The sequence below is a fragment of the Candidatus Dormiibacterota bacterium genome, from assembly GCA_035544955.1.
Lineage (GTDB): Bacteria > Chloroflexota > Dormibacteria > CF-121 > CF-121 > CF-13.
Genome location: DASZZN010000012.1, coordinates 139,725 through 164,770 on the forward strand (window position 1 = coordinate 139,725; position 25,046 = coordinate 164,770).

Annotated in this window: 25 protein-coding genes; 18 read left to right on the forward strand and 7 right to left on the reverse strand. The window is 64.7% G+C overall.

Annotated elements, in window-relative coordinates:
- Nucleotides 1-60: 60 nt before the first annotated feature.
- Nucleotides 61-2,073 carry a hypothetical protein gene (locus VHK65_04710; GenBank protein ID HVS05450.1) on the reverse strand — a complete coding sequence of 671 codons (2,013 nt, stop codon included), beginning with the start codon at nt 2,071-2,073 and terminating at the stop codon, nt 61-63.
- 270 nt (nt 2,074-2,343) lie between these two features.
- Here VHK65_04710 and VHK65_04715 point away from each other — a divergent pair, with 270 nt between their 5' ends.
- Nucleotides 2,344-3,261, forward strand: a complete 918-nt coding sequence (locus VHK65_04715) for a fumarylacetoacetate hydrolase family protein (GenBank protein HVS05451.1) — start codon at nt 2,344-2,346, stop codon at nt 3,259-3,261.
- Here VHK65_04715 and surE read toward each other — a convergent pair.
- Nucleotides 3,258-4,025, reverse strand: coding sequence for a 5'/3'-nucleotidase SurE (gene surE / locus VHK65_04720; GenBank protein ID HVS05452.1), 768 nt, complete (start codon nt 4,023-4,025; stop codon nt 3,258-3,260). The genes VHK65_04715 and surE overlap by 4 nt on opposite strands.
- A 231-nt stretch (nt 4,026-4,256) precedes the next feature.
- On the opposite strand from surE, the gene VHK65_04725 reads away from it, so the two are divergent.
- The gene (locus VHK65_04725) at nt 4,257-4,601 is read left to right on the forward strand and encodes a hypothetical protein (protein HVS05453.1); all 345 of its coding nucleotides are present in this window, start codon (nt 4,257-4,259) and stop codon (nt 4,599-4,601) included.
- On the opposite strand, the gene VHK65_04730 is transcribed toward VHK65_04725, so the two are convergent.
- A complete protein-coding gene (locus tag VHK65_04730; protein HVS05454.1) occupies nt 4,598-5,086 on the reverse strand; it encodes a flavin reductase family protein in 489 nt (162 codons plus the stop codon). The genes VHK65_04725 and VHK65_04730 overlap by 4 nt on opposite strands.
- A gap of 83 nt (nt 5,087-5,169) precedes the next feature.
- On the opposite strand from VHK65_04730, the gene VHK65_04735 reads away from it, so the two are divergent.
- From VHK65_04735 to VHK65_04770, 8 genes are read left to right on the forward strand one after another with little or no spacing between them, the layout of a single operon-like run.
- Nucleotides 5,170-5,595 carry an Rrf2 family transcriptional regulator gene (locus VHK65_04735; protein ID HVS05455.1) on the forward strand — a complete coding sequence of 142 codons (426 nt, stop codon included), beginning with the start codon at nt 5,170-5,172 and terminating at the stop codon, nt 5,593-5,595.
- Complete coding sequence (locus VHK65_04740) at nt 5,592-6,827, forward strand: cysteine desulfurase (GenBank protein ID HVS05456.1); 1,236 nt, start codon at nt 5,592-5,594, stop codon at nt 6,825-6,827. The genes VHK65_04735 and VHK65_04740 overlap by 4 nt, the downstream gene beginning before the upstream one ends.
- A gap of 4 nt (nt 6,828-6,831) precedes the next feature.
- Entirely contained in the window at nt 6,832-7,215 is a 384-nt protein-coding gene (locus VHK65_04745; GenBank protein ID HVS05457.1) for an SUF system NifU family Fe-S cluster assembly protein, read from the forward strand.
- A gap of 43 nt (nt 7,216-7,258) precedes the next feature.
- Nucleotides 7,259-8,050: a Fe-S cluster assembly ATPase SufC gene (gene sufC, locus VHK65_04750; protein HVS05458.1), complete on the forward strand. Its 792-nt coding sequence runs from the start codon at nt 7,259-7,261 to the stop codon at nt 8,048-8,050.
- On the forward strand, nt 8,050-9,462 hold the full coding sequence (sufB, locus tag VHK65_04755) for a Fe-S cluster assembly protein SufB (GenBank protein ID HVS05459.1): 1,413 nt from the start codon (nt 8,050-8,052) through the stop codon (nt 9,460-9,462). The genes sufC and sufB overlap by 1 nt, the downstream gene beginning before the upstream one ends.
- Nucleotides 9,462-10,736, forward strand: coding sequence for a Fe-S cluster assembly protein SufD (sufD, locus tag VHK65_04760; protein HVS05460.1), 1,275 nt, complete (start codon nt 9,462-9,464; stop codon nt 10,734-10,736). Before sufB ends, sufD begins: the two co-directional genes overlap by 1 nt.
- A 1-nt stretch (nt 10,737) precedes the next feature.
- Complete coding sequence (locus VHK65_04765) at nt 10,738-11,052, forward strand: non-heme iron oxygenase ferredoxin subunit (protein HVS05461.1); 315 nt, start codon at nt 10,738-10,740, stop codon at nt 11,050-11,052.
- A 10-nt stretch (nt 11,053-11,062) separates the two neighbouring features.
- Nucleotides 11,063-11,401 carry an iron-sulfur cluster assembly protein gene (locus VHK65_04770; GenBank protein HVS05462.1) on the forward strand — a complete coding sequence of 113 codons (339 nt, stop codon included), beginning with the start codon at nt 11,063-11,065 and terminating at the stop codon, nt 11,399-11,401.
- A gap of 1 nt (nt 11,402) precedes the next feature.
- Here VHK65_04770 and VHK65_04775 read toward each other — a convergent pair whose 3' ends face one another.
- On the reverse strand, nt 11,403-11,543 hold the full coding sequence (locus VHK65_04775; protein ID HVS05463.1) for a hypothetical protein: 141 nt from the start codon (nt 11,541-11,543) through the stop codon (nt 11,403-11,405).
- Between the two features lie 526 nt (nt 11,544-12,069).
- Here VHK65_04775 and VHK65_04780 point away from each other — a divergent pair.
- Complete coding sequence (locus VHK65_04780; GenBank protein ID HVS05464.1) at nt 12,070-13,416, forward strand: CpaF family protein; 1,347 nt, start codon at nt 12,070-12,072, stop codon at nt 13,414-13,416.
- Between the two features lie 183 nt (nt 13,417-13,599).
- On the opposite strand, the gene VHK65_04785 is transcribed toward VHK65_04780, so the two are convergent.
- Entirely contained in the window at nt 13,600-14,853 is a 1,254-nt protein-coding gene (locus tag VHK65_04785) for an adenylate/guanylate cyclase domain-containing protein (protein HVS05465.1), read from the reverse strand.
- Nucleotides 14,854-15,001: 148 nt separating this feature from the next.
- On the opposite strand from VHK65_04785, the gene amrS reads away from it, so the two are divergent.
- Genes amrS through VHK65_04810 form a run of 5 tightly spaced genes read left to right on the forward strand, consistent with a single transcriptional unit; the run spans nt 15,002 to nt 20,537 of the window.
- The gene (gene amrS, locus VHK65_04790; GenBank protein ID HVS05466.1) at nt 15,002-16,084 is read left to right on the forward strand and encodes an AmmeMemoRadiSam system radical SAM enzyme; all 1,083 of its coding nucleotides are present in this window, start codon (nt 15,002-15,004) and stop codon (nt 16,082-16,084) included.
- 29 nt (nt 16,085-16,113) lie between these two features.
- Nucleotides 16,114-17,985 (forward strand): 2-oxoacid:acceptor oxidoreductase subunit alpha, encoded by a 1,872-nt coding sequence (locus VHK65_04795; protein HVS05467.1) that lies wholly within the window; start codon nt 16,114-16,116, stop codon nt 17,983-17,985.
- Complete coding sequence (locus VHK65_04800) at nt 17,978-18,934, forward strand: thiamine pyrophosphate-dependent enzyme (GenBank protein ID HVS05468.1); 957 nt, start codon at nt 17,978-17,980, stop codon at nt 18,932-18,934. The genes VHK65_04795 and VHK65_04800 overlap by 8 nt, the downstream gene beginning before the upstream one ends.
- A 23-nt stretch (nt 18,935-18,957) precedes the next feature.
- Entirely contained in the window at nt 18,958-19,557 is a 600-nt protein-coding gene (locus VHK65_04805) for a metallophosphoesterase family protein (GenBank protein ID HVS05469.1), read from the forward strand.
- Nucleotides 19,554-20,537: a ParB N-terminal domain-containing protein gene (locus VHK65_04810; protein HVS05470.1), complete on the forward strand. Its 984-nt coding sequence runs from the start codon at nt 19,554-19,556 to the stop codon at nt 20,535-20,537. Before VHK65_04805 ends, VHK65_04810 begins: the two co-directional genes overlap by 4 nt.
- 3 nt (nt 20,538-20,540) lie before the next feature.
- Here the strand turns inward: VHK65_04810 and VHK65_04815 are convergent, their stop codons facing one another.
- Complete coding sequence (locus tag VHK65_04815; protein HVS05471.1) at nt 20,541-20,855, reverse strand: ferredoxin family protein; 315 nt, start codon at nt 20,853-20,855, stop codon at nt 20,541-20,543.
- Nucleotides 20,856-20,976: 121 nt separating this feature from the next.
- On the opposite strand from VHK65_04815, the gene VHK65_04820 reads away from it, so the two are divergent.
- The gene (locus tag VHK65_04820; GenBank protein ID HVS05472.1) at nt 20,977-21,888 is read left to right on the forward strand and encodes a hypothetical protein; all 912 of its coding nucleotides are present in this window, start codon (nt 20,977-20,979) and stop codon (nt 21,886-21,888) included.
- Here the strand turns inward: VHK65_04820 and VHK65_04825 are convergent.
- Nucleotides 21,885-22,991, reverse strand: a complete 1,107-nt coding sequence (locus VHK65_04825; GenBank protein HVS05473.1) for an alpha-hydroxy acid oxidase — start codon at nt 22,989-22,991, stop codon at nt 21,885-21,887. The two genes, VHK65_04820 and VHK65_04825, sit on opposite strands and share 4 nt — an antisense overlap.
- A 98-nt stretch (nt 22,992-23,089) precedes the next feature.
- Between VHK65_04825 and VHK65_04830 the strand changes: the two genes are divergently transcribed.
- Nucleotides 23,090-25,006 (forward strand): L-lactate permease, encoded by a 1,917-nt coding sequence (locus VHK65_04830; protein HVS05474.1) that lies wholly within the window; start codon nt 23,090-23,092, stop codon nt 25,004-25,006.
- The last annotated feature ends 40 nt before the right edge of the window (nt 25,007-25,046 follow it).

The window sequence follows — 25,046 nt, forward strand, 5'->3', positions numbered from 1 at the left end:
TGCCTATCTCCCGGTGGTCGCAAAGGAGAGGGCGGTGGGCGCCCTCTCCTCTATCGCGGACTAGTCGCCGGTCTGTTGACCGTGGCCGTCCGGGACGGGCACGGCGATTGTGAAGACATCTTCGTCATGGACGACTCCCTGGTAGTCCTGACTGCTCAGCGGGTACGGTGAAGTGTTTCGTGTGTCAGACCAGATCGGATGCGCCGTCGTGTTAACGATCGTCAGGCCGCTGTAGTCGCCATTGAAACCGGCCTGATTCCCATCCGGCGGTGGGAACCTGGGAGAAACCACGGTAAACGCGTACGGCGTGTTGAGGCCCTGGCCCCCGGCCAGCGCGTAATCCGAATTCTCCTGCTGGACCCCCGGCTGTCCGGGTGCGAAGACCGTCGGGCTGTTCTCGTTGGGGATTCGGTCGGTGCGGTAGTAGCTGACGCCGACCCGATCGGCGCCGTCGCCATGGTTGCCTTCGCCGTTCGCCTCGCCGCCCGAGCCGGTTGGGCTCGACGCCGTGTCGATCGCCGGGAAGTAATGGTCCTTGCCGCTGTCCGGGTTCACGGGTGGCCCCGCCTCGGTCCAGGTTGTGCCGCCGTCCGTCGACTCCGAGAGGTGGATGTCGAACTCGCCCGTGCGGTAGTCCTGCCACGTGACGAACAAATGGCCATTGTCCCGATTCACCGCGATACGCGGGAAGTCGTTGGTACGAATGAACGGGCCGGGGATGCACTCTTCCGGACCGCGTCCAAAGTTGCAGAGCGGCTCACCAGCCTGATAGTCGAGACCGACCACCGTCGGCGCGCCGCAGTTCAGGTGCGCGGTGCCGGCGGGTGAGCTCCCGCTTGGCTGGCAGCGCACGGCCAACTGCCGGTTCGTGAAACTGCTGGTATTTGTGTTGTTGAAGGTCACAACCAGAGCGCCAGTCCCATCCGGTACCACAACTGGGTCCGATCCCTGGTCCTGGTTGCACGGTGATGGAATGAAGGTCGTGCCGGTAAAGCCGACGCAGCCGACGCCCGCCCCGCTGATCTCCTGCGGAGTTGACCAGGTACGCCCGTGGTCGGTCGACATTGAGCCGAAAATCGGCGAGCATCCAAACGGGCTGGCTTCGGGTGGCGCGCCGCACTGCGCGGGATCCGACTTGAAGACCGTCCAGGTCGCGTAGACGTTGTCCCGGTTCGGGCTGTTCTTGTAGAAGTCGGCCGCGATGAACGGCTTGTCATGGAAGATTGCCGCGTTGTTGTCTTCGGCCACAACGTATTTCCGAGTCTCTGCAGGTACGTTGTTGTAGAAGGACCCCTTGGCGTTCGCCGGGGCGGCGCTCACGAGCAGGCCCGTCGCGTTAACCCCGGGCGGGGTGCCGTCGCCTTCGTTAGCCGCCAGGCTGATTACGACGCAGCCGAAGAACGCACGTCCCTGCGAGTCCACCGCGACGACCGGGTCACTCGCGAAGTCATACGTCGCATCACTGCCGGGGCCGCCCAGGATGGTGTGCATATTCGGGTCGCCCAGGCCAGCTGCCTGCTGTTCGGGATGGTTCTCCTTCTGCCAGAACGGGGGCAAGCCGTCGCCCCAGGTCTTGCCGCTGTTGAGCGAGTAGTCGAAGCCGCAATGGTTGTAACCGATCCGGCTGTCGTTTTGACCAGCGATCAGGTTGGTCGGATCGGCAGGGTTGTACTTGATGATCTCTTCGGCTTGCCGGCGGAAGGTGCAATCCTGGTTGACGCGGACGTTCCGGTTCGAGGTGCGCTCGCTGCAGCCAAGGGTTTGCGCCGAGATGCCAAGATTGGCCGACTGTTCCTGCTGACTTGGTTGCGATGACTGGCGCTGCGCAGCCTTTGCCTGCTGTTGCTCGAGATATGCGTCGCGGATCCCTTGAGCCATCGCCCCCGAGATGGTCGGCAAGGCCTTCGTCTTGCCATCACTCGTGGGAATCATGTGGATCCTGAGCGTGCCGTGGGCCGCCTGGGCGACCAGGCTTTCCTGGGCGGCCACCGGTACCGCGCCCGTGGTTGCCGAGAGCGCGCCGGCCGCAAGCGAGAGGACACCAACCAAGGTGATGGTTCTGTGTGCTCGCAATTCTCCCTCCCATAATGAAAAAACTGGTATGTACGGCGCCCGCGCGGGGGCGGCGCCATGGACGTCGACATAAGCCGACAGCATTAGACTGCCGTGCCAGGGCGCTGGGCGATTTCCCTCCCAAGGAAAACGAAAGAACGGTTAACCCCTGTAAAACCGAACGCGTTCATAGTGAACGTCTGGCCACGGGGTGTCAAGTCTCGGCGGATGTCACGTTTAGCGCTCGATTAAGCTGGACGCCGTGCTGGTCGCCTACGCTGGGGGTGCGTCGTGAGGCTCTGTACGTACTCGGTCGAGCCGGGGGTGCCGCGGATGGGAGCCGAGTGCGGCGGCGCGGTGCTCGATCTCGCCCGCTACTCGCACCTCCACACTGGGCTCCGGCTGCCGGCCGATATGCTGGGCCTGATCGACGCCGGTCCGGACGCCTGGGTGCATGCCCGCGAGCTGTGCATGCGCTTTACGGCCGAGCTCCCCACCCACGACCTGGCGCAGGATGCCGAGGCCGGGCTGGCCTATCTCGCCGACCGCGTCCAGCGCCACGCGCCGATCCTGCGGCCGATAAAGGATGTCTTCTGTCTTGGCCAAAACTATGCGGCCCACGCCGCCGAGTCGGGGAACCCGGCTCCGACCGCGCCGATCTACTTCACCAAGCCGCCAACGACGGTCATCGGCCCAGGCGAGCCGATTCCATTCCCGCAGGGGCTGACCACACGGCTGGACTGGGAGGTCGAGCTCGGCGTCGTCATCGGACTGGGGGGTTTGGACATCCCTGAGGCGCGTGCCCTCGATCACGTCTTTGGCTACACCGTTTTCAACGACGTCTCGGCGCGCGACCTCCAGTACCGGACATCCCAGTGGTTCAAGGGCAAGTCCCTCGACGGCACCTGCCCAATGGGTCCGGTGATCGTCACCGCCGACGAGATTCCTGACCCGCAACGTTTGCGCCTGCAACTGTCGGTCAATGGGGTCGCCAAGCAAGACAGCAACACCAGCGACATGATCTTCTCGGTGGCGCGGATCATCGCGGATCTGTCCGCAGGGATGACGCTCGAACCCGGAGACTGCATCTCGACCGGGACTCCGCAAGGTGTTGGCGACGGCCGCAAACCACCTGAATACCTCAAGCCGGGCGACGTGATGGAGGCTGAGGTCGAGCGGGTCGGCGTCTTGAGGAATCCGGTTCGCTAGGGCTGGAGGTTCCAGTGTTCTAGTAGGTCGATCGCCGGGTAAGCGGTCAGGTCATATTGCACCGGCGTGATCGACACGTACCCCTCGTTGACCATCTTGGCGTCGGCGTGCTCTTCCAGTTCCTGGAGCTTGAAGGTGCCGTCCAGCCAGTAGTAGGTCTGGTTTCGGGGATCGGTGCGTTTCTCGAACCGCTCCTCGACGCGTGAGTCGCCCTGACGCGTGATCGCGACGCCCTTGATCTTGGCCTCGGGAATGTTCGGCACATTGACGTTCAACAGGGTCTTGTCGGGCAGGCCTTTGGCAATCACGACGAGCGCGAGCTTGCGGGTGAAGCGGGCCGCGTACGCGAAATCGGGGTGAGTGAAGGTGGCCAGCGACACCGCGATCGACGGGATTCCGAGAATGCGCGCCTCGGTCGCGGCGCTGACCGTTCCCGAATAGATGACGTTGGTTCCCGTGTTGGCACCTAGGTTGATGCCGGAGACCACCAGGTCCGGTGGCCGCGGTAGGATCGCCTTGACCGCGATCTTCACGCAATCGGCCGGCATACCGTTGACCGCGTAGCCGAAGCGCACGTTGCGCCGAACGACCTCCTTGGCGCGAAGCGGAAGGAGCAGTGTGATCGCGTGCCCGACAGCGCTGCGCTCGGCGTCCGGCGCGACCACCTCGACGTCGCCGATCTTGCGCAGCTCCTGCCATGCCGCCAGGATTCCCGCGGCATAGATGCCGTCGTCATTGGTAAGCAGGATCAACGGTTTCGCCACGATTCCGCCATCAATGATGCGCCTAAGCCGGGGTCTCCCGGCTCAGGCTTGCATTTCGGGCGCGGATGCGGCCGATCGCGGCGTTGGCTCCTGCGCTCCTCGCTCACGCATCGACGGATGCGCTCGCTGCGGTGCTCGTCGCCGCCTGGCGCTCGTCTCGCCCCGCATCCCGAACTGCATCGCCCGACCGGAAGACCCCGGCTAGCCGCGCTTATACTGGGCGCAGCGACGATGGAAGACCCCATCCTGGAGTTCCTGCGGTCCCAGGCGCGGAATTATCGCTGCCGGGTGTGCGGCAGCAACCATAAGGGCTCGCAACTCCGCAAGATCGGCAACCACAACAACAAGCTGATCGTGCAAGTCACCTGCGGCCGCTGCCGTGACTCGTTCTTCCTCCACGTCGAGTTCGCCGGGTCGATCGTCAATGCTGTGGAAGAAGTTACCCGCGTAGCCGCCCCCTCACCGCGTGACGCCGACGAGATCGACGGCGACCCGCTGACCCACGACGAAGTGCTCGACGCCCACCAGCGCCTGGCGGCGTTCCAGGGCAAGCTGACCGAGCTGCTGGAAGATTAGGCGAGCCCGCGGTAGCCGCTTCGGTAGTAGATCAGCGGCGCCGTGTCGCGCACGATCTTCAAGGCAACCACGCGACCGACGATGATCGTGTGATCGCCTGCGTCGAGCGTTCGGTCCACGGTTGCCTCGAGGTAGCCGGTCGCCTCGTCCAAGATGGGTGAACCGGTTTCGCCCATCTGATAGGTGCCTTCCCTGAACTCCGGGCCGTCGAGCCGGGCGTTGTCCGCGAAGAAGCGGGCGGTGCCCTCGCCGTGCTCGTCCAGGATGTTGATGGCGAAGGCGCCGCTCTGCGCGACGAGCTGATGCATGACGGTCGACCGCTCGACGGACACCAGGATGAGCAGCGGGTCCAGCGACTGTGAGGCGAAGGCGCTGACCGTCATGCCGTGCATCCGGCCGGCGGCGGTGGTGGTCATGACCGTGACGCCGCTGGCGAAGTGGCCCATCGCGTGGCGAAAGGACGCCTTGTCCAGCGGCGGGGTCACGCCGATACGTTACGGGAACGTTCGCCGGCGCAAGCCCCGCTCGTCTATACTTCGAGATGTCCGACTACTCCAGTCGGAGATCCATGAGATTCTCCACTCGGTCTGAATACGGAATCCGCGTGATGGTGCGCCTGGGGCGCGGCTACGGCCACGGGCCCATCTCGCTGGCGGAGCTCGCCGAGCTGGAGGGCCTCCCGCCCTCCTACCTGGAGCAGATCGCCGGCCAGCTTCGCCGCGCCGGACTCGTGACCAGCCGGATGGGCGTCAAGGGTGGCTATGCGCTTTCCCGCCGTCCCGCCACCATCTCGATGGCGGATATCGTTCGCCATCTCGAGGGATCGCTCGCCCCGGTGAGCTGCCTGTCGGAAGGTGGTGGGCCAGGCGAGTGTACGCATGCCGATACGCCCTGCTCGGCGCATGCCTTCTGGGAGCGGCTGCAGGGAACGATCACCTCGACCCTGGAGTCCGTTACCGTGGCCGACCTGATGAAGGAGGCCCAGCCGGCATGATCGAGGCCCGGGCGCTCAACGTCGAGAAGGTTCGCGAGGACTTTCCCATTCTGGCCCGCCGAATCCACGGCAAGCCCCTGGTCTACCTGGACAGCGCGGCCACCTCGCAGAAACCGGCCGCAGTAATCGACGCAATGGATGACTACTACCGTCGCTACAACGCCAATCCGCATCGGGGCGTCTACACCATCAGTGAGGAGGCGACCGCGGCCTACGAGTCGGCGCGGCAACGGGTGGCGACCTTCATCAACGCCGCCTCGCCAAAGGAAGTAATCTTCACCCGCAACACGACGGAGGCGATCAACCTCGTGCGCTACAGCTGGGGCCGTGCGAATGTTCGCGCCGCCGACCGCATCCTGCTTACCGAGATGGAGCACCACAGCAACCTCGTCCCCTGGCAGCTCCTCGCCAAGGAGGTTGGGGCCACGCTCGAGTTCCTGTGCATCGACGATCAGGGGTTGCTGCAGCTCGAGGACCTGGAGCGCAAGCTCGAGGGAATCAGGCTGCTGGCGATCACGCACCAGTCCAACACGCTGGGGACGATCAATCCGATCAAGGCGATCGTCGAGGCGGCCCACCGGGCCGGCGCGCTGGTCCTGATCGACGGCGCCCAGGCGGTGCCGCACATGCCGGTCGATGTCCGGGACCTGGGCGTGGACTTCTATGCCTTCAGCAGCCACAAGATGTGCGGGCCAACCGGGATCGGCGTCCTCTGGGCCCGCCGGGCGCTGCTCGAGGCCATGCCCCCCTTCCTCGGCGGTGGGGACATGATCAAGCGGGTCAGCCTCAAAGAGGCCAGCTGGAACGACCTGCCGTGGAAATTCGAGGCTGGCACCCCGAGTGTTGCCGAGGGCATCGGCCTGGGGGCGGCTGTCGATTACCTCAGCGGGTTCGGGATGGACGCCGTGCGTGCCCACGAGCGAACCCTCATCGACTACGCGATGGAACGGCTGCAGGATATCCCTGGGATCACGCTTTACGGGCCGCGCGATCCCGAGCTGCATGGAGGCGCCGTCTCCTTCACGCTGTCCAACATCCACCCCCACGACCTGGCGACGCTGGTCGACCGGGAAGGGATCGCGGTTCGGGCCGGTCACCACTGCACCCAGCCGCTGATGGACCGGCTTGGAGTGCCCGCCACCACGCGCGCGAGCTTCTACATCTACAACCGCGCCGACGAGGTCGACCAGCTGGTCGACGGAATTCAGAAGGCGCAAAAGGTGTTCGCGTAAAGATATGGACGATCTCTACCGGGAGCAGATCCTCGAGCATTACAAGAACCCGCATCACTTCGGGGAGATCAAGGACGCCGACATCACCCAGGAGGGCGACAACCCGCTCTGCGGCGACGTCATCACCCTCTACCTCAAGCTGGACGACGGCCGGGTGGGGGATGTGCGGTTTCGCGGCCGGGGTTGCGCGATCAGCCAGGCGTCTGCGTCGATGCTGACCGACATGATCGTCGGCAAGCCCGTGCAGGAGCTCAAGGCCTTCCCCACGAGGGATCTCCTCGACGAGCTGGGCATCCCGATCAGCCCGGCCCGCATGAAGTGCGCCACGCTCTCCGTCAACACGCTCCGGGTTGCGCTCAACGGCGATTCGCACGAGGAGGAGGACTGAATTGGCTTTGAATACGGAATCCACGGGTAGACTGACAATTGGGATGGCTGATTTCGAGATCAAGGACCTTCGGGTCAGCGTCGAGGGTCGCGAGATCCTCAAAGGCGTGTCGCTCTCGGTCAACAAGGGCGAGGTGCACGCCGTGATGGGCCCGAACGGCTCGGGCAAGAGCACGCTATCGCACACCCTGATGGGGCACCCGAACTACAAAGTCATCAGCGGCGAGGTGCTGTTCAAAGGCAAGAACATCCTGACGCTGCAGCCCGAGGAACGGGCAAAGCTCGGCATGTTCCTCGCCCTGCAGTACCCGGTGGTCGTCCCCGGGATCACGATGACGAACTTCCTGCGGACGGCGATCAATGCGAAGCGCGGTTACGACGGCAAGGACAAATCCAAGGCGATCAACGTCAAGGAGTTTCGCGCGCTGCTCAAGGACGAGATGTCTGTGCTGCGCATGGACGACTCCTTCCTCTCTCGCTACGTTAATGAGGGATTCTCAGGCGGCGAGAAGAAGCGCGCCGAGATCCTGCAGATGGCGGTGCTGAAGCCGGAGATCGCGATCCTCGATGAGACCGACTCCGGACTCGACATCGACTCCATCAAGTTCGTGAGCGACGCCGTCAACCGCATGCGCGGTCCCGAGCTGGGCGTGCTGATCATCACCCACTACACTCGCGTTCTCAAGTTCATCAAGCCGGACTACGTCCACGTGCTCGTGAATGGTGAATTCGTCCGCTCCGGTGGCCCGGAGCTGGCCGACTGGTTGGAGGCTAAAGGCTATTCGGAGTGGGTCAAGGAGCCGGCAAAGGCGCCTGCGACCCTGGAGGCAAAGTAATGGCAACCGTCATCCCGCGGATCGATGTCGGTGACAACTACAAGGAAAAGTACGGCTTCTTCGACCCGGAGAAGTTCGTCTTCAAGGCCAAGCGGGGCCTGAGCCCCGAGGTGGTTAAAGAGATCTCCTGGATGAAGAACGAACCCGAGTGGATGACGACCTTCCGGCTGCGTGCGCTCAAGATCTGGGACAAGAAGGAAATGCCCACCTGGGGCGCCGACCTATCGATGATCGACTTCCAGAACATCTACTACTACCTGAAGTCGACCGAGAAGCAGGGCAAGACCTGGGAGGACGTGCCGGCCGACATCAAGAACACCTTCGACCGCCTCGGGGTACCCCAGGCGGAGCGCAAGTTTCTCGCCGGCGTGGCGGCGCAGTACGAGTCGGAAGTCGTCTATCACTCGCTCCACAAGGAGCTCGAGGCGAAGGGCGTCATCTTCACCGACACTGACAGCGCGCTGCGCGACTATCCCGACCTCTTCAAGCAGTACTTCGGGACGATCATCCCGCCTGGTGACAACAAGATGGCGGCGCTGAACAGCGCCGTCTGGTCCGGCGGATCGTTCATCTACGTGCCCAAGGGCGTCAAGGTCGAAATCCCGCTGCAGGCCTACTTCAGGATCAACGCCGAAAACATGGGCCAGTTCGAGCGGACCCTGATCATCTGCGACGAGGACAGCTTCGTCCACTACATCGAAGGATGCACGGCGCCCATCTACACCACCGACTCGCTGCACTCCGCCGTGGTCGAGATCATCGTCAAGCGGGGTGCCCGCTGCCGCTACACCACCGTCCAGAACTGGTCGACCAACGTCTACAACCTGGTCACCAAGCGCGCGGTCGCCTACGGCGACGCGACCATGGAATGGGTCGACGGCAACCTGGGCTCGCAGATCACGATGAAGTACCCCTCCATCTACCTGATGGAGCCGGGCGCGAAGGGCGATGTGCTCAGCGTCGCCTTCGCCGGCAAGGGCCAGCACCAGGATGCCGGTGGCAAGGCCGTCCACGTGGCGCCCAACACGAGCTCGAACATCGTCTCGAAGTCGATCTCGAAGAACGGCGGCCGGACGTCCTACCGCGGGCTCGTGAAGGTCTACCCCGGCGCCAAGAATTCGAAGTCCTTCGTTCGCTGCGACGCGCTGCTGCTCGACGACGAGTCGCGGTCGGATACCTATCCGACGACCGAGGTCGACGAGCCCCAGGTCCGGATCGGCCACGAGGCGACCGTCAGCAAAGTCTCCGACGAGCAGCTCTTCTACCTGCAGAGCCGCGGGATCACCAAGGCCGAGGCGGAGACGATGATCGTCAACGGCTTCATCGAGCCGTTCACCAAGGAACTCCCCATCGAGTATGCCGTCGAGCTGAATCGCCTGATCCAGCTCGAGATGATCGGCTCGGTCGGTTAGTGGCCTTTTCGAAGATTGCGGTTGAAGAGCTCAGCGCTCTTCACCGTGAACCAGACTGGCTGCGCGCCCGCCGGCTGCATTCCTTCGGGATCTACGAGGGGCTGGCGGTGCCCGACACCAAGCGCCAGGAGGATTGGCGGCAGGTCGATCTGAAAGGTCTCGACCTGGACGCCTACGCGCCCTTCCAGCAGCCCAACGGGACGGCGCCGGCTAGCGCGATCGAGAACGTTGGAGCGACGCTTCGGCAGCGGGGAACCTCGCCGGCGGTCGTGTCGCTCTCGCCGGAGCTCGCTCGACAGGGTGTGATCCTTATGCCGCTCGCCGAGGCCGCACGCGTCCATCCCGAGCTGGTGCAGCGCTACCTCTTCACCGGGGTCAAGCCCGAGCGGGACAAGTTCTCCGCACTGCATGCCGCGCTGTTCAGCGGCGGGAGCTTCCTCTACGTCCCCGACGGCGTGACGATCGACGACCCGCTCGTCAGCCAGTTCTGGTCGGCGGGCTCAGGCGCAGCCGTCTTGCCCCACTCGCTGGTCGTCGCCGGAAAAGGCTCGCGCTTTCAGTACGTCGACGAGTTCCTGAGCGCGGATCGCCAGGAAACGGCGCTCGCCAGCGGGTCCGTCGAGATCTTCCTCGAGGAGGGCGCGGATGTCGGGTATGTCGCGTTGCAGCACTGGAGCGTCAAGACCTGGCAGTTCGCCAATCAACGCTTCCAGCTCGGCCGCGACTCCCATTTGAAAGTGGTGGACGTCGCGCTCGGCGGTCAGATGGCGCGGATGCGGGTCGAGGCCATTCTGGAAGGGCCCGGCTCGAGCGCCGATATGAAGGGCCTCTTCTTTGGCACCGGTGACCAGGTGTTTGATTTTCGGACGCTGCAGGATCACGTCGGACCGCACACCACCTCGGACCTGCTGTTCAAGGGGGCGCTGCGCGATCGGGCGAGGAGTACGTATGTCGGGGTGGTTCGCGTCGAGCCGGAGGCGCGGGGCAGCTCCTCCAACCAGGCCAACCGCAACCTGCTGCTCTCCGAGAAGGCGAAGGCGACCTCGGAGCCCATTCTCGAGATCCTGAACAACGACATCCTGCGCTGCAGCCATGGCGCGACCGTGGGGCCGGTCGACCCGGAGCACCTCTTCTATCTCGAGAGTCGGGGCATCCCGCACCCCATCGCCGAGCGGATGCTGGTGCAGGGGTTCCTCGGCGAGGTCCTCGATCGACTTCCGGTCGCCCAGGTTCGCGAGGCGGTCGAGCAGGAACTGGCCGCTCGGATCGAATAGCGTGGCCCGGCAGCGGGTCGCCTCCACCGGCGAGCTGCCGAAGGAGTCGATGATGCGCGTCGAGGTCGAGGGCGAACCGATCTGCCTCATCCACGCCGAAGACGACAACTTCTATGCGATCGGGGACACCTGCACCCACGAGGAGTATTCGCTCTGTGAGGGGGAGCTCTGGGAGATGTCGGTCGAATGCCCGCGACACGGCTCGCGCTTCGACGTCCGTACCGGCCAGGTCACGGGCCTCCCAGCGGTCATCCCGGCGAAGACCTACCCGGTAACGATCCAGAACGGGGATGTCTACGTCGAGGTCGAGGACTAAGATCAGAGCTATGGCGGACACCATGGAAACGACCCAGGCGCCGGCGTCGGGCGATCTTCGCCAGCAGATCGACGCCCAACTCGCCACTTGTCGCGATCCTGAGATCGGGCTCGACATCATGTCGCTGGGGCTGGTCTACGACGTGGGCATCGATGAGGGGAACGTGCTGATCAAGATGACGCTGACCGCGATCGGCTGCCCCTGGGCCCAGGACCTCTTCGACGAGGTCAAAACGAAGGTCGAAGAAGTCCCGGGTGTCAACGCGTGTACGGTCGAACTCGTCTACTCACCGCCCTGGAGCGCCGACATGATGAGCGACGACGCCAAGATGGAGCTCGGCTTCCTCTAACTCAGAAAAGCAGCGACGCGACCCAGAAGGCGAGGCCGCCCGGCAGCAAGCCGAACGGTGCCTTGAACTTCATCCGGCCCGCGATCGCATCGAGGATGAAGCAGATCAGGGCGGCGATCAGCAGGATTTTGGATAGCGACATGTCTGACCTCCTAAATTAAGATGTTGCCTTCCTGCAAATCGCAATCCGGCTCGTATTTCCTGCGTATTCGAAGTCACCGTCACTGTCAGTAGCTGTGGCAGCGGTGCCATGGCCCTGTTACCCCCGCGCAGTCTGGTTCGTAAGGCACGCTCCGTAGCATCGGGCGCAGTTCGCCGAATTCGAACGAACTGGGGGTAAGGACCGCTTGTCGCTGCTCGAACGTATTCAAAAGTCCCAGGGCGAGCCCGGATCCCCCACACCCCCGAAACCACCCGCCAGGGCCGTCCAGCCCCCCGCCGCGCCTCCCCAGCCCCCGCCCGCTCCGAGGAGCGCACCGGTCGCGCCCCCGGCCCGTCCCGCTCCTCCGGTCGCGCGCCCGGCCCAGCCGGTGCCCCCGGCTCAGCCGCGACCGGTCGCCCCGACCCCACGTCCCGTTGCCACACCCACGCCTGCTCCGGCCCCCACCCTGGCCCAGCGGGTCGCGGCGGCCAAGCCCGCCACCGGCTCGATCGAGGCGGCGGTGGCGATGCCCGCCAACGCCAACCTCAACGACCTGCCCGAGGCCGAGCGGCTTCACCGGATCAAGGCCGCCGTCCACGACCGGATCATCGGCGAGCTGGGCGAGCGCGCCAATGAGCTCGACAAAGAAGCGATCAGCCAGCGGGCAACCGAGGTCCTCGACGCCTACCTGAGCGCCCGCCGGGTCACCCTCACCACTCAGACTCGTGCGCAGCTGTTGGGAGCGCTACTGGCCGATATCCTCGGCTTCGGTCCGCTCGACATCTTGCTCGCCGACGAGACGATCTCCGACATCATGGTCAACGGCCCCTTCAAGGTCTATATCGAGCGCGGCAACAAGATGCAGCGCGCGGCCATCAAGTTCGACAGCGACGCCCACCTGATGCAGATCATCTCGCGCATCGTCACCGGCGTCGGCCGCCGCGTCGACGAAAGCTCGCCGATGGTTGATGCTCGCCTTCCCGACGGTTCCCGCGTCAACGTCATCATCCCCCCGCTGGCCGTGAAGGGCGCGTCGATGACCATCCGCAAGATGCGAAAGGACCCACTCCAGATCGAGGATTTGATCCGGAACAACACGTTGACGCAGGAGATGGCGACCTTCCTCAAGGCTTGCGTCAATGCCCGCATGAACATCATCGTGGCCGGCGGTGGCTCCTCAGGAAAGACCACTACGCTCAACGTGCTCTCCGGCTTCATCCCAAGCGACGAACGCATCATCACCGTCGAGGATGCCGCGGAGTTGCAGCTGCGCCAGATTCACGTCATCAACCTCGAGTCGCGGCCGACCAACGTGGAAGGTAAAGGTGGGGTCAGCATCCGCGACCTCGTCATCAACACCCTCCGAATGCGGCCCGACCGGATCGTCGTCGGCGAGGTTCGTAGCGGCGAGGCGCTGGACATGCTCCAGGCCATGAACACCGGCCATGATGGCTCGTTGACTACAGTCCACTCGAACACGCCTCGAGACACGATCTCTCGACTCGAGACGCTGGTATTGATGGCTGGCATGGAACTCCCCTCCCGCGCCATCCGGGAACAGATCGCCTCGGCAATCAACATCATCATTCAGCAGAACCGATTGCGGGACGGCTCGCGCAAGATCACCTACATTTCGGAGGTGACGGGGATCGAGGGAGACCAGATCTCCCTCCAGGACATCTTCGTCTACAAACAATCCGGATACGAGAACGGGAAGGTCACTGGGATGCTGACCGCCACCGGGGCCATCCCGAAGATGATGGAAACGCTCGAGTCGACCGGCAACGCCGTGCCCCTCAGCTTTTTCGATCCGCACCCCGACAGCGGCTTCGTCCGCCCGAAGCGGCTCCACGTCGTCCACAACGCGGCCTAAACCCGCCACTTGTGACGTGCGGCATAGCGGAAATCCGCGGCGCGCCTCAAGCTGGGCTCCGTCAGAGTTAGTTGGAGGACCGGATCATGGGTAATTTGCTTTCGATGGGCGAGATCCTCTTTCGCTGGTATGGGTTCTCGGACTTGCTGGACGCGCTTCGCCTCGACTCCCTGCGCGTTCGCTTTAGCCCGCTATCGCGGCGCCCGCTTTCCGGCCGCGAATTTCAAACGCCTCGACGGGCCGCGCCAGTCCTCGGAGCTTGACGAGGCCTCGCGGGACAGCCTCAACGTGGTCCTGGACCAGCGCATAGGTGGTTGCCCCCGACAGGATTCCGCCGGGCGGGGCTTCCACCTGCAAGCGTGACGCAACGTTTACTGGGGATCCTAGGGCTGTGTAGATGCGCAGCCCCTGGCTCCCAAAAACGCCGAGTGTGCAGTAGCCGGTGTTTACGCCGATGCGTAGACGTGGTTCGACCGAGATCCCGCGCGCGCGCCACGATGGGGCGAGGGCGATGATCGCTTCTTGCATCGCCAGGGCGCAGTCGACCGCAGCTCGAGCGTGCGCCCGTTCCGGAAGTGGCTTCGGGGCTCCGAAGATAACGAGGATGCCGTCCCCGAGAAAGCTGTTGACCGCGCCGCCGTGAACACCAGCGACAGCGGCCATCTCAGTGAGGCACTGATTGAGTGCGGGCGACAGGTCCTCGGGTTCGAGCCGATCAGCAAGATCGGTGAATCCGACGAGGTCGCCGAACAAGACGGAAACCTTTCGTCGCTCGAAGGTGTCAGGCCGATCCACCTCGCCTCGAAGCACCTGGTCGGCATGTCCCGGAAGTACGCGTGTGTCGCCCGTCTGCAGTAGGACCTGGTTGACAAGGGTCATGGAGTTGGCCACGGTGGCCATCGCGAGACTCCACAGCAGGACGTCAACCGCCGAGAACGGCTTGTTGAAGAAAGCGGCCGCCACTCCCTGAAGGCCAAGGAAACCCGCGACAAAAAGCGCGGTTGAATAGATCGCGCCCAGGGCTCCGTCCACCGCCACCGCTTCGATCAGGATCGTCGCGTAAAAGGCATACAGAGCCGCCGGCGGAGCTCCCGAAAAGACGAGCAGCAGCGCGAAGTAGGACGCGACATCAATCAGGGTGACCGCCCGCATCACCCAGGGAATGGCGTCGTTATTCAGGCGCGTAAGCGCGACCGATGCCGGTCCGTTATACGCGGCGACCCAGAGCAGCAGAAGCGCTAGGAGGGCGGGGTTCTTTGGCGGCTGGAGGAGGCCGACAAGAGCAATCACGGCAAAGCCCGCAGCCCAGCGGAAGAGGGCAAAGATCTTTCCCAGGTAGCGAATCTGCGGAACCGTCAGCCGGCTCGAGCTCGACGGCAACATCAGGCGGATGAGCTCGGCCGCCCCTATACCGCTTGCGCGCCGCTCTGTTGACACGGCCCCCACCTGTTTGCCACCCGGTGACGCGCGAGGTTCGGGTGGCGCGAACCACTATGCGTGGCGAGTATCCCGCCGATTCGGGCCGTTGTCAACGATGCCGGAGTCCTGAGACTGGACTCAGTCGGATGGCGACTATATTCAGACCATGCCGGCCAGGGAGGCCACGCCGTTCTCGCTGGAGCTCGACCGGCGGGTAGAGGAGGGCGCACTGGGCACGCTCTACGAGAAGCTGCCCGAGGACCACGTCCGCTGCTACGCCTGCGCGCACCGCTGCCTGATCAAGGATGGCCTGCGGGGCATCTGCAAGGTCCGCTACAACCGCGCCGGAACGCTGATGGTGCCGCGCGGGTACGTCGGCGCTCTCCAGTGTGACCCGATCGAGAAGAAGCCGTTCTTCCACGCCTTTCCGGGGACGGACGCCCTCACCTTCGGGATGCTCGGATGTGACCTGCACTGCGGGTACTGCCAGAACTGGGTCACGTCGCAGGCCCTGCGCGATCCCGGGGCGCTTGCCGATCCAATGGATGTCACGCCGGGTCAGTTGGTCGACATTGCGCAACGGCATGGCGCCAGGGTGGTCGCCACCTCTTACAACGAGCCGCTGATCACCTCGGAGTGGGCCGTCGAGGTCTTCAAGGAGGCGCGGCCGCGCGGTTTCATGACGGCCTACATCTCGAACGGCAACGCGACCAGGGAGGTGCTCGAGTACATCCGGCCGTGGACAGACCTCTACAAGATCGACCTCAAGTCATTCCGCGACAAGAACTACCGGTCGCTGGGCGGCAAGCTGGAGAACATCGTCAACGGCATCCAGATGGTGCACGAGATGGGCTTCTGGCTGGAGATCGTGACGCTGATTATCCCGGGCTTCAACGACGGCGACGAAGAGCTGGGCGATATCGCGCGGTTCCTCAGCGGCTTGTCGCCCAGCATCCCTTGGCACGTCACCGCCTTCCACAAGGACTACAAGATGCGCGACCCCGACAACACCACGGCCGAGACCCTGCTTCGTGCCGCCCGCATCGGCGAGGCGGCCGGACTGCAGTACATCTACGCCGGCAACCTGCCGGGCCGGGTGGGCCGCTACGAAGACACCCGCTGCCCCCGCTGCCAGACCACCCTGATTCGCCGGTCCGGCTACCGCATCCTGGAAGACAGGCTCACCGGCCGGGGAAGCTGCCTCATTTGCGGGCAGCCCATCCCAGGGGTTTGGCGGCCACCGACTTAAGGCACCACGCACTACAATCAACGCTGGTCGTGCCAACTGAACTCAGCCGCCGGGAGTTTTCCTGGGTCCTCGGCGGCCCCCAGGGTGGGGGCATCAACGCCTCAGCGGAGATCTATGCCAAGGCGCTCAGCCACGGCGGCCTCCACGTCTTCGCCAACATCGAGTTCCACTCGAACATCATGGGTAAGCACAGCTACTACCGGGTCACGGCCGCGCCGGTACCGGTCCATTCCCACATCGACGAGATCCACATGCTGGTGGCGCTGGACCAGGAGTCCCTCTTCGGCGACGCCCCCGAGCGCAAGCACTATCCCAGCCACACGGGTCACGTCCACCAGGTGGCGCGCGGCGGCGGCGTCATCTACGACGCTGACCTGAAGATCGACCCGGGCCGGTTCGGTCGCGACGACATCAACCTCTATCCGATCCCCTTTTTCGAGGTCCTGGAAGAGGCCCTGAAAGAGGTGGGGAAGGGCGGTCAGTCGCGCAAGTACATCGTCATGCGCAACACGGTGGCCCTGGGTGCGTCGATCGGCATCTCCGGTTACGACGAGGAACTGCTCTTCGATGCGATTCGCAACGAGTTCAAAGGCCGGAAGGCGGAAGCGGCCGAGATGAACGTGGCGGCGGTCCGGGCTGCGGCCGCCTACGCGCGCAGCCAGTTCAAGACCAAGCCCGAGCGCCGGCTGTTGCCGGTCCCGGTCGAAAGCCGAAAAGACCGGATGTTGATCAAAGGCTTCCAGGCGGTGGGCATCGCCAAGCTCAAGGCGGGCCTCGGCATGCAGACCTACTACCCGATCAGCCCCGCGACCGACGAGAGTGTCTATTTGGAGCAGAAGGGTCCCCAGTATCAGTGCACGGTCGTCCAGTGCGAGGACGAGATCGCCAGCATCAACATGGCGATCGGCGCGGCGCACATGGGCGTGCGGGCCGCAACGTCCACCGCTGGCCCGGGCTTCGCCTTGATGTCGGAAGGGTTCGGCTTCGCGGCCATCACGGAGGCTCCCGGCCCGGTCGTCTTCCTCTGGCAGCGTGGCGGGCCGAGCACCGGCCTCCCCACCCGCACCGAGCAGGCTGACCTGCAATTCGCGCTGCATCCCGCGCACGGCGACTTCCCGCACATCGTCGTGGCGCCGGGCGATATCGACGAATCCTTCACTGACAGCTTCGAGAGCTTTAACTGGGCCGATCGCTATCAAATGCCGGTGGTCGTGCTGCTCGAGAAGTTCCTGGCCTCATCAATGTTCAGCAACGATGGCATCGACATGAGCAAGCTGAAGATCGATCGCGGACTGATCCATCAACCGGTGGACGCTGACGGTGATGGCTACCGCCGCCACGCCATCACCGCGGACGGCATCAGTCCGCGCACCATACCAGGAATGCCCGGCGGGATCTTCTCGACCACCAGCGACGAGCACGACCCCGAGGGCCATATCACCGAAGGCATCGAAAACCGCATCGCCATGATGCGCAAACGGATGGCCAAGCTCGAAACGGCCGCCCGCGAGATTCCGGCCTCGTCAAAGTTCACCCTGCACGGTCCGCGGCAGGCCGACATGACACTGGTGGCGTGGGGAGCGACCAAGGGTGCCATCGTCGACGCCATGAGCGAGCTCGAGAACGACGGCCGCTCGGTGAACTTCCTGCAGATCCGCCTGATGCGGCCCTTCCCGGCGGATGCCGTGGCGGCGATCCTTCGCAACGCCAGGCTAACGGTGCTGATCGAAAACAACTATTCGGCGCAGCTCGGTGCCCTGATTTCCGAGCAGACCGGTATCGCGCTCGACCACCACGTACTGAAGTACGACGGCCGGCCCTTTTCGCGCAACGAGATCGTCGAGGGCGTGCGGTCGGCCCTGTCGGAGCAAAAGAAGGAGGTCATGGTGTCCCATGCCTGAGGCCGCGGCCGCCGCTCCCAAGAAGTTTGCGCTGCAGGAATACAAGACCGAGGTCCATGTCGACTGGTGTCCTGGTTGTGGCGACTTCGGCATCCTGAGCTCGATCCAGCAGGCACTCTTCCAGCTCCAGATCCCGCCCTATAAGGTCGCGATGATCTCCGGGATCGGCTGCTCCGGCAAGACACCGCATTACATCGATACCTACGGCCTGCATACGCTCCACGGGCGGGCGCTGCCGGTCGCGACCGGCGCCAAGCTGGCCAACAACCAGCTGACGGTGGTCGCCGTGGGCGGCGATGGGGATGGCTATGGCATCGGCGCCGGCTACTTCGTCAATAGCGGCCGTCGCAACGTCGACATGACCTACATCGTGTTCAACAACGGCGTCTACGGGCTGACAAAAGGCCAGGCCTCGCCCACGCTCGCGAAAGGGTCGAAGACGAAATCGATGCCGGAAGCTTCGATCCAGGAAGGGGTAAACCCGATCGCCCTCGCGCTCGGTGCTGGATACACCTGGATCGGACGCGGCTACGCCCTCGATGTCAAGAACCTGGTCTCGTTGGTGGTGCAGGCAATCAGCCACAAAGGGACCTCGTTCCTGGACGTCTTCCAGACCTGCCCGGTCTACAACGACCTGCGCACCAAGGAGTGGTACGCCGGCGAGGATATCGGTCGAACCCGCATTCGGAAGCTGGACGCCGACGCAAAATGGGATCCGATTGTGAAGGACCCAGCGAGCATCGACGAGATCGTGGAGAAAAAGGGCCTCGCGCTGCGAGCCTCCTACGAGACCGGTGACAGCCTGGCGACGGGCGTCTTCTACTCCATTCAGCTGCCGACCTACGATGAGCAGCTGGCCATGAAGGTCCCGGCACTCAAAGATCACCCGCTCGTCGACCTCCCGCTCTACCAGCGGGACGTCGATCCCCTCTTCGCCGAGCTGGCGTAGCGGCGCGCGGCCCCGGGCTGCCGGTGGACCTTCGTCTTCTCGCCGTCAGCGATGAGGTCGAGCCGCAGCTGGTCGACGAGCGGACGGTCGCGGCGCAGGGTCACATCGACCTCGTGATCGGCTGTGGGGACCTGCCGGCCGACTACCTCGACGTGTTGTCCACGGTCTACGCGGCGCCCTTACTCTTCGTGCGCGGCAATCACGACCTGCCAGGACGCCAGGGTGACTACCCGCTTGCCGCCGAGATCGACGGGCGAATCGTAAGGGAGCAGGGGCTGCTGATCGCCGGGCTCGAGGGCTCGATCCGCTACAGCGACGGTCCTCACCAGTACACCGAGGGGCAGATGATGGCCAAGGTGCTGGCGCTCCGCGTCCGGCTCGGGCCGCGGTGCCTCGATATCCTGATCACCCATGGCCCGCCTGCTGGGGTCAACGACGCCACCGATGCACCCCACCGCGGGCTCAAGGCGGTGCGCCGAGCGGTCGAGTGGATGCGCCCACGCCTCCTCCTCCACGGGCACATCCATCCCTACGGTCGCGAGATACCGCGTGAGGCCGTGCTGGGCGAGACGCGCGTGATCAACGTCGTCGGCCACCGGCTGATCGAGCTCGCTCCGCGATGAAACAAATGAGGGCCCGGGCCGATTTCGAGACGGCCCGCATCCAGGCCTTCCTGCGTGACGCCGGCATAGTGATCCGCGGTGATCCCAGGCCCCTGCTCTCCTTCGACGAGGTGCGCCGTGCCGCCCGGCTCGAAGGGCAGTCGTACCGCGGGCTGAAGGACATCCCGATCGATGACATTCGCGGCTCGGTAGGGCGCCCGAACGACTTCGACGCCTCCTTTCTTCCGGTGAGGCCCCAGATGCGAAAGCGCTGGGAACAGCTCGACGCTGCCATGCGAAGGGGCGAAGCAGTGCCGCCCATCGAGGTGTATCAGCTCGGTGACGTCTACTTCGTGAAGGACGGGCATCATCGTGTCTCGGTTGCCCGCCACCTGGGATGGAAGACGATCCCGGCTCGGGTGATCCAGGTTCGAACCCGCGCACCACTGAGTGGTGACATGGATGCGGCGGCCCTGCTCCAGGCCAAGGAGTATGTCGACTTCCTGGAGCGCAGCCAGCTCGACCGCGTGCGCCCCGAGGCGTCGATCGCCGTCAGCCGGCTGGGGCGCTATGACCGGATCTTCGAGGACATTCTCGGTCACCGCTATTTTTTGGGTCTTCAGCAGTACCGCGAGGTTGCTATCGGCGAGGCCAGTGCCAGCTGGTACGACAACGTCTACAAGCCGATCGCCGACCTGATCCGCGAGTACGACATCCTGGCACATTTCCCCGGGAGGACGGAAGCGGACCTTTACTTGTGGATCACCGCGCGATGGCTGGAGCTGAGCCGCGCGCAAAAGCCGGCGGGTCCGGCTGAGGCCATCGCCGACATCCTGTTCGAGACAGAGGGCGCGGGTGCTCCGCTTCCACCACCGCAACTCCTTGCCGTGCTGCGGCGCTGGCTGGGCCCGCCCCGCCGCGTGATCCAACTCCCGGTCCGGCTGGTCCGTGCCGCCACCACGCTGAGCGGGGAGCCCCAGCCCCCTCTCGAGCCGGTCTGAGGCTCAGGCCTCGGTCTTTCGCTTCTCCGGGTAGGCGGCGTTGATCTCGGCGCGAACGCGACCCTTGTCGGCATCGCTCTTGAAATAGTCAAAATTCCAGGCGATGAACTTCTTTTGCTCCGGTGGGACCTCGTCCTCCGGGTAGATCGCCGCCACCGGACAGGGATCCACGCACGCGCCGCAGTCGATGCACTCATCTGGGTTGATGTAGAGCATCCGGTCCTCGGCCCCGCCGTCGATGATGCAGTCGACCGGGCAGACGTCGACGCAGGACTTGTCCTTCAGGTCGACGCAGGTCTCGGTAATGATGTAGGCCATTTCCTTGGGGGAAATTCACTCTAGCACAGGGTTCCAAAAGGGTTTCAGGACCGTCACAGATCGGTGAGGCGGCGCTTGCCGCAGGTGGCAAGACGAGGCTTGCGCCCAGCGTTACGTCTTCGTGGCCCTTCCCAGACCGGCTCCCCCGCGTCTCGTGTTCAGGCCGGCCCGCCGAGTCTCATGGGCTACGTGGATCTTCGCCATCCTGGTGCTCGTGCTGGCGGGCGGCGCCGTCGGCGCCTTTCTTATGGTGGTGCTGCCCCAGCGGGTGGCGCAGCTGGCGGTATCAGAAGCCGGCGAGCTCGCGCTGGCGCGAAAAGGCACGACTGACGTGAGTACCGCGGTCAGCAGCCTCTGGACAGACATGTCGGCCAAAGGCGGCATCAGCCTCTCGGCTGACCAGCTCACCAAAGACCTGGCTCTCGCGCAGGCCACCGAAAAGTCCGCGGATGATGCACTGAGCCACGTTCAGGCCGCCGAAACGTACATGTCCCAGGCGGACGGTCTCCCATTCCAGTTCCACTCGCCGACGTTCATCGCGGCGGATCGGCCCAGCCTGCAGCACCTGGACAAGGCGCTGCAAGCCACCATCAAGCTGACCCACGCCGCCACCCTTCAACTGACCCTGGCGCAGAACCTCAACCAGGACGCCCGGACCATTAGCGGCGGCCTCACCACGAGTGTGAACGCTCGGGCGTGGACGGACGCGGCCCGGACGGCATCCGCCCTGACCACCGACCTGAGGGCGCAGCAGCCGCCGGTCAGCGACCCGGAGGCGCTGCTCGACCCGCTCTGGAGCAAGTGGGTCGACGCCATGCTCGCGGTCGCGACCAGCGTGCAGCAGCTCAGCCTGGCCTCGGCGGGCGGCCAAACCCAACAGGCCCAGCAGGCGAGCCGGAGCCTGGCGGCAGCCTGGGGCCAGCTTGCCAGCAGCTTCTCGGACGCCCAGAATGGCGCCGCCGCATGGCAGGCAAAGACGGTCAAGCCCCTCCTCGACACGATCGCCAGTGAGAAGTCGGCGGGCGGCGCTTAGACCCGCGTTACCAGGTCGTTACTCAGCTCGCTGAGTCGCCGAACCCCGAGCAGGGTCATCGAGACCTCCATCTCCTCACGCAGCATCGCCAGCATGCGACTCACGGCATCCGCGCCGCCGACCGCCAGCGCATAGAGAAAAGGCCGCCCGATCAGCACGCCTTTTGCCCCCAAGGAGAGGGCCTTGAGGACGTCGGTGCCACGCCGAATGCCGCCATCCATGAGCACCGGAATGTCGCGGCCGACCGCGTCGACCACCTCGGGTAGCGCGTCGAGGCTGGCAATCGCGTAGTCGAGCTGACGTCCGCCGTGGTTGCTCACGATCAGCCCGCGCGCGCCCGCCTCGACCGCGTGGCGGGCATCGTCGGAGCGAACGATGCCCTTGACCATCACCGGAAGCGAGGTCCTGGCGACGAGCCATTCGAGGTCGGCCCAGCCAAGGCCGGGATGGGTGTTGGCATTCACGTTCTGCGCGAACGGATCCGGGCCTTCGTCGGGGTCCGCTCGACGCCGGTCGTCGAGATTGGCGTAGCGAAGCCCCTGCGGCAGGCTGAAGGCGTTGCGGATGTCCCGCTCGCGTCGCCCGGTCTTGGGGAGGTCGACGGTCAGCAGGATCGCGGAGTAGCCGGCATCGACGGCGCGCTCGACGAAGCCGGCGCTCACCGCCCGCTCCGCGTGCATGTAGAGCTGGAACCAGCGGGGCCCGCTTGCGGCGGCAGCGACCTCTTCGATGGCGGCGCTCGCCAGCGTGCTGAGGGCATAGGCGATGCCTGCCTCCGATGCCGCCCGGTAGGCGGCCAGCTCGCCATCGGGATGGGCCATCCGCTGGATCGCGGTGGGCGCCAGGTGGACTGGCATCCGGAAGCGCTGGCCGAACAACTCGCTGCTCAGGTCGGTGTGGTCCGTGGACGCCAGGACCTTGAAGCGGAACCGATAGCGGGCAAAGGCCTCGCGGTTACCCCGAAGCGCCGCTTCGTCCTCGGAGCCGCCGGCGATGTAGTCATAGATGCCTTGCGGAAGGACCGCCCGAGCCGCCGGCTCGAAGTCATCCAGCTTGAGCGGAGGTGCCGGCCGGGTCTTTTTGTCGACCATCGAATCGGCCATGGCGCCAATTGTGGCGTTTTGGGGCCGCCCTGTGTAACGTGTACGGAAGCGCCTGTACGAAAGCGTCGGATGCTGCAAGGAAGGGAGGTTTCCTCGTTATGAGTGGGGCCATCGCGATCCTGGCGTTTCATCAGGTCTACCAGCCGCTCGGCGACAACATTTTTCTCTCGGCGATCGTCGCAGGCATTCCTCTATACATCTTGTTCGTGATGCTGGCAGTGCTACGGCTGCCTGCCTGGATGTCGGCCTTGACGGCGATGCTCTCCGCGGCCGTGCTCGCGGCGCTGGTCTGGGGCATGCCACTCGGCCTTGACCTTTCGGCGACCACCGAGGGCATGGCGAATGGGTTGTGGCCCATCAGCTGGATCGTGCTCAACGCGGTCTTCTTCCACAACCTGACCATCGCCAGCGGCGACTTCGACGTGATCCGCCGTTCGCTCACCCGATTGACGGGGGACCGTCGCGTCCAGGCCCTGCTGGTGGCGTTTTGCTTCGGCGCCCTGATGGAAGGCATTGCCGGTTTCGGTGCCCCGGTTGCGATCTCGGCGGCCATCCTCGCCAGCCTCGGATTCGAGCCGATCAGCGCGGCGGTGCTCGCCCTGCTCGCCAACACGGCGCCCGTGGCCTTCGGGTCGATCGGCATCCCGATCGTCACGCTCGGTCTGCTGACCGCGCCCATCATCGGCCACAGCGCGAACGATCAAACGCAGGTCACCCTGGCACTCTCCGCCATGGTTGGCCGGCAACTTCCGATCTTCTCGGTCATCATCCCGGCCTTCTTGATCGTCGTCCTCGCGGGTTGGAAGCGCATGGTCGAAGTGCTGCCGGCCGTCCTCACCGCGGGCGTCGTCTTTGCGGTTGTCCAGTTCCTGGTCTCGAACTTCATCGGTCCAGAGTTGACAGACGTGCTCGCCGCGCTGGTCTCGATGGCGGCTGTCGCTCTCTTACTTCGCGTTTGGAAGCCGAGGACGTTGTGGGGCTTTGCCGCCGACCGCGCGCCGGTGCCGGGCGCCGCCCCGAGGTTCCGCAGCGTCGGCGCCGCGGTGGCGCAGGTCGCCGATCCGCCTGCCCGGATCGTGCGCGCCTACATGATGTACGTGATCCTGGTGGTGGTCATCCTCATCGGCCAGATGGGCAACTTGCCGTTCTTTTCCGGCAGCCCTCCCGGCAACGTGAAGAACGCCCTCCACACACCCGCGAATATCACGGCCGACCTCAAATGCGGCCAGCCGGGATTCGCGCTCTGCCCCAATCCGTGGTTTGGGCCCAGTCCGGTAAAGGATGCCGGCGCCTTCAAGTTCCCGTTCTGGAGATTCCAGTGGCCCTTCAGCTACGAAGGCACATCGGCCAAACCGAAGGCCCTGATCAGCCAGGAACCGACGATCGTGACCAAGTCCACGCCCTATCCCATCACCTTTACCTGGGACTTCTTATCGGCAGCCGGCAGTCTCGTGCTCTTCGCGTCGATCATCGCCTTTATCGTGATGGCAATCCGGGGTGCGCCGCTGCGCCTGTTCTTTACGACCTACGGGCGTACGCTACGCCAGCTAGCCCTGCCCATCATGACGATCGCCTTCATCCTGGGCATCGCCGCCGTCATGAACTTCTCGGGCATGACGTCTACGCTTGCCCTCCTCATGGCAAAAGCCGGAGGGTTCTTCCCCTTCTTCTCGGCGGTCATCGGTGCGCTGGGCGTCTTCTTGACCGGCAGCGACACCGCATCCAACACGCTCTTCGGCCCGATGCAAGCCCATACCGCCCAGCAAATCGTCATCGGCGGGCACCATCTGAGTCCTGTCCTGACGGCGGGCACCAACTCGTCGGGGGGTGTCATGGGCAAGATGATCAGCCCGCAAAACCTGTCGGTGGGCGCGGCGGGCGTCAACCGAGTGGGCTCGGAGGGCGAGATCTTCCGCCGTACCATCGGCTACAGCCTGATCCTCACGGCCGCCGTCGGCATCGTCGCCATGATCGAGGTCTACCTGATCCCCGGGATCATCCCAACCTTCGGTTAGCTGCAAAACAATTCCCTGCCTCCGCTCCCTCCCCCGCGCA

Coding starts and splice junctions, on each gene's coding strand:
- VHK65_04725 (HVS05453.1), top strand. CDS start 4,257: ATGGAAGACCCCATCCTGGAGTTCCTGCGGTCCCAGGCGCGGAATTAT.
- VHK65_04800 (HVS05468.1), top strand. CDS start 17,978: ATGCCTGAGGCCGCGGCCGCCGCTCCCAAGAAGTTTGCGCTGCAGGAA.
- VHK65_04745 (HVS05457.1), top strand. CDS start 6,832: ATGGACGATCTCTACCGGGAGCAGATCCTCGAGCATTACAAGAACCCG.
- VHK65_04735 (HVS05455.1), top strand. CDS start 5,170: ATGAGATTCTCCACTCGGTCTGAATACGGAATCCGCGTGATGGTGCGC.
- VHK65_04775 (HVS05463.1), bottom strand. CDS start 11,543: ATGTCGCTATCCAAAATCCTGCTGATCGCCGCCCTGATCTGCTTCATC.
- amrS (HVS05466.1), top strand. CDS start 15,002: ATGCCGGCCAGGGAGGCCACGCCGTTCTCGCTGGAGCTCGACCGGCGG.
- VHK65_04825 (HVS05473.1), bottom strand. CDS start 22,991: ATGGCCGATTCGATGGTCGACAAAAAGACCCGGCCGGCACCTCCGCTC.
- VHK65_04780 (HVS05464.1), top strand. CDS start 12,070: ATGCCCGCCAACGCCAACCTCAACGACCTGCCCGAGGCCGAGCGGCTT.
- VHK65_04770 (HVS05462.1), top strand. CDS start 11,063: ATGGCGGACACCATGGAAACGACCCAGGCGCCGGCGTCGGGCGATCTT.
- VHK65_04830 (HVS05474.1), top strand. CDS start 23,090: ATGAGTGGGGCCATCGCGATCCTGGCGTTTCATCAGGTCTACCAGCCG.
- VHK65_04815 (HVS05471.1), bottom strand. CDS start 20,855: ATGGCCTACATCATTACCGAGACCTGCGTCGACCTGAAGGACAAGTCC.
- sufC (HVS05458.1), top strand. CDS start 7,259: ATGGCTGATTTCGAGATCAAGGACCTTCGGGTCAGCGTCGAGGGTCGC.
- VHK65_04740 (HVS05456.1), top strand. CDS start 5,592: ATGATCGAGGCCCGGGCGCTCAACGTCGAGAAGGTTCGCGAGGACTTT.
- sufB (HVS05459.1), top strand. CDS start 8,050: ATGGCAACCGTCATCCCGCGGATCGATGTCGGTGACAACTACAAGGAA.
- VHK65_04810 (HVS05470.1), top strand. CDS start 19,554: ATGAAACAAATGAGGGCCCGGGCCGATTTCGAGACGGCCCGCATCCAG.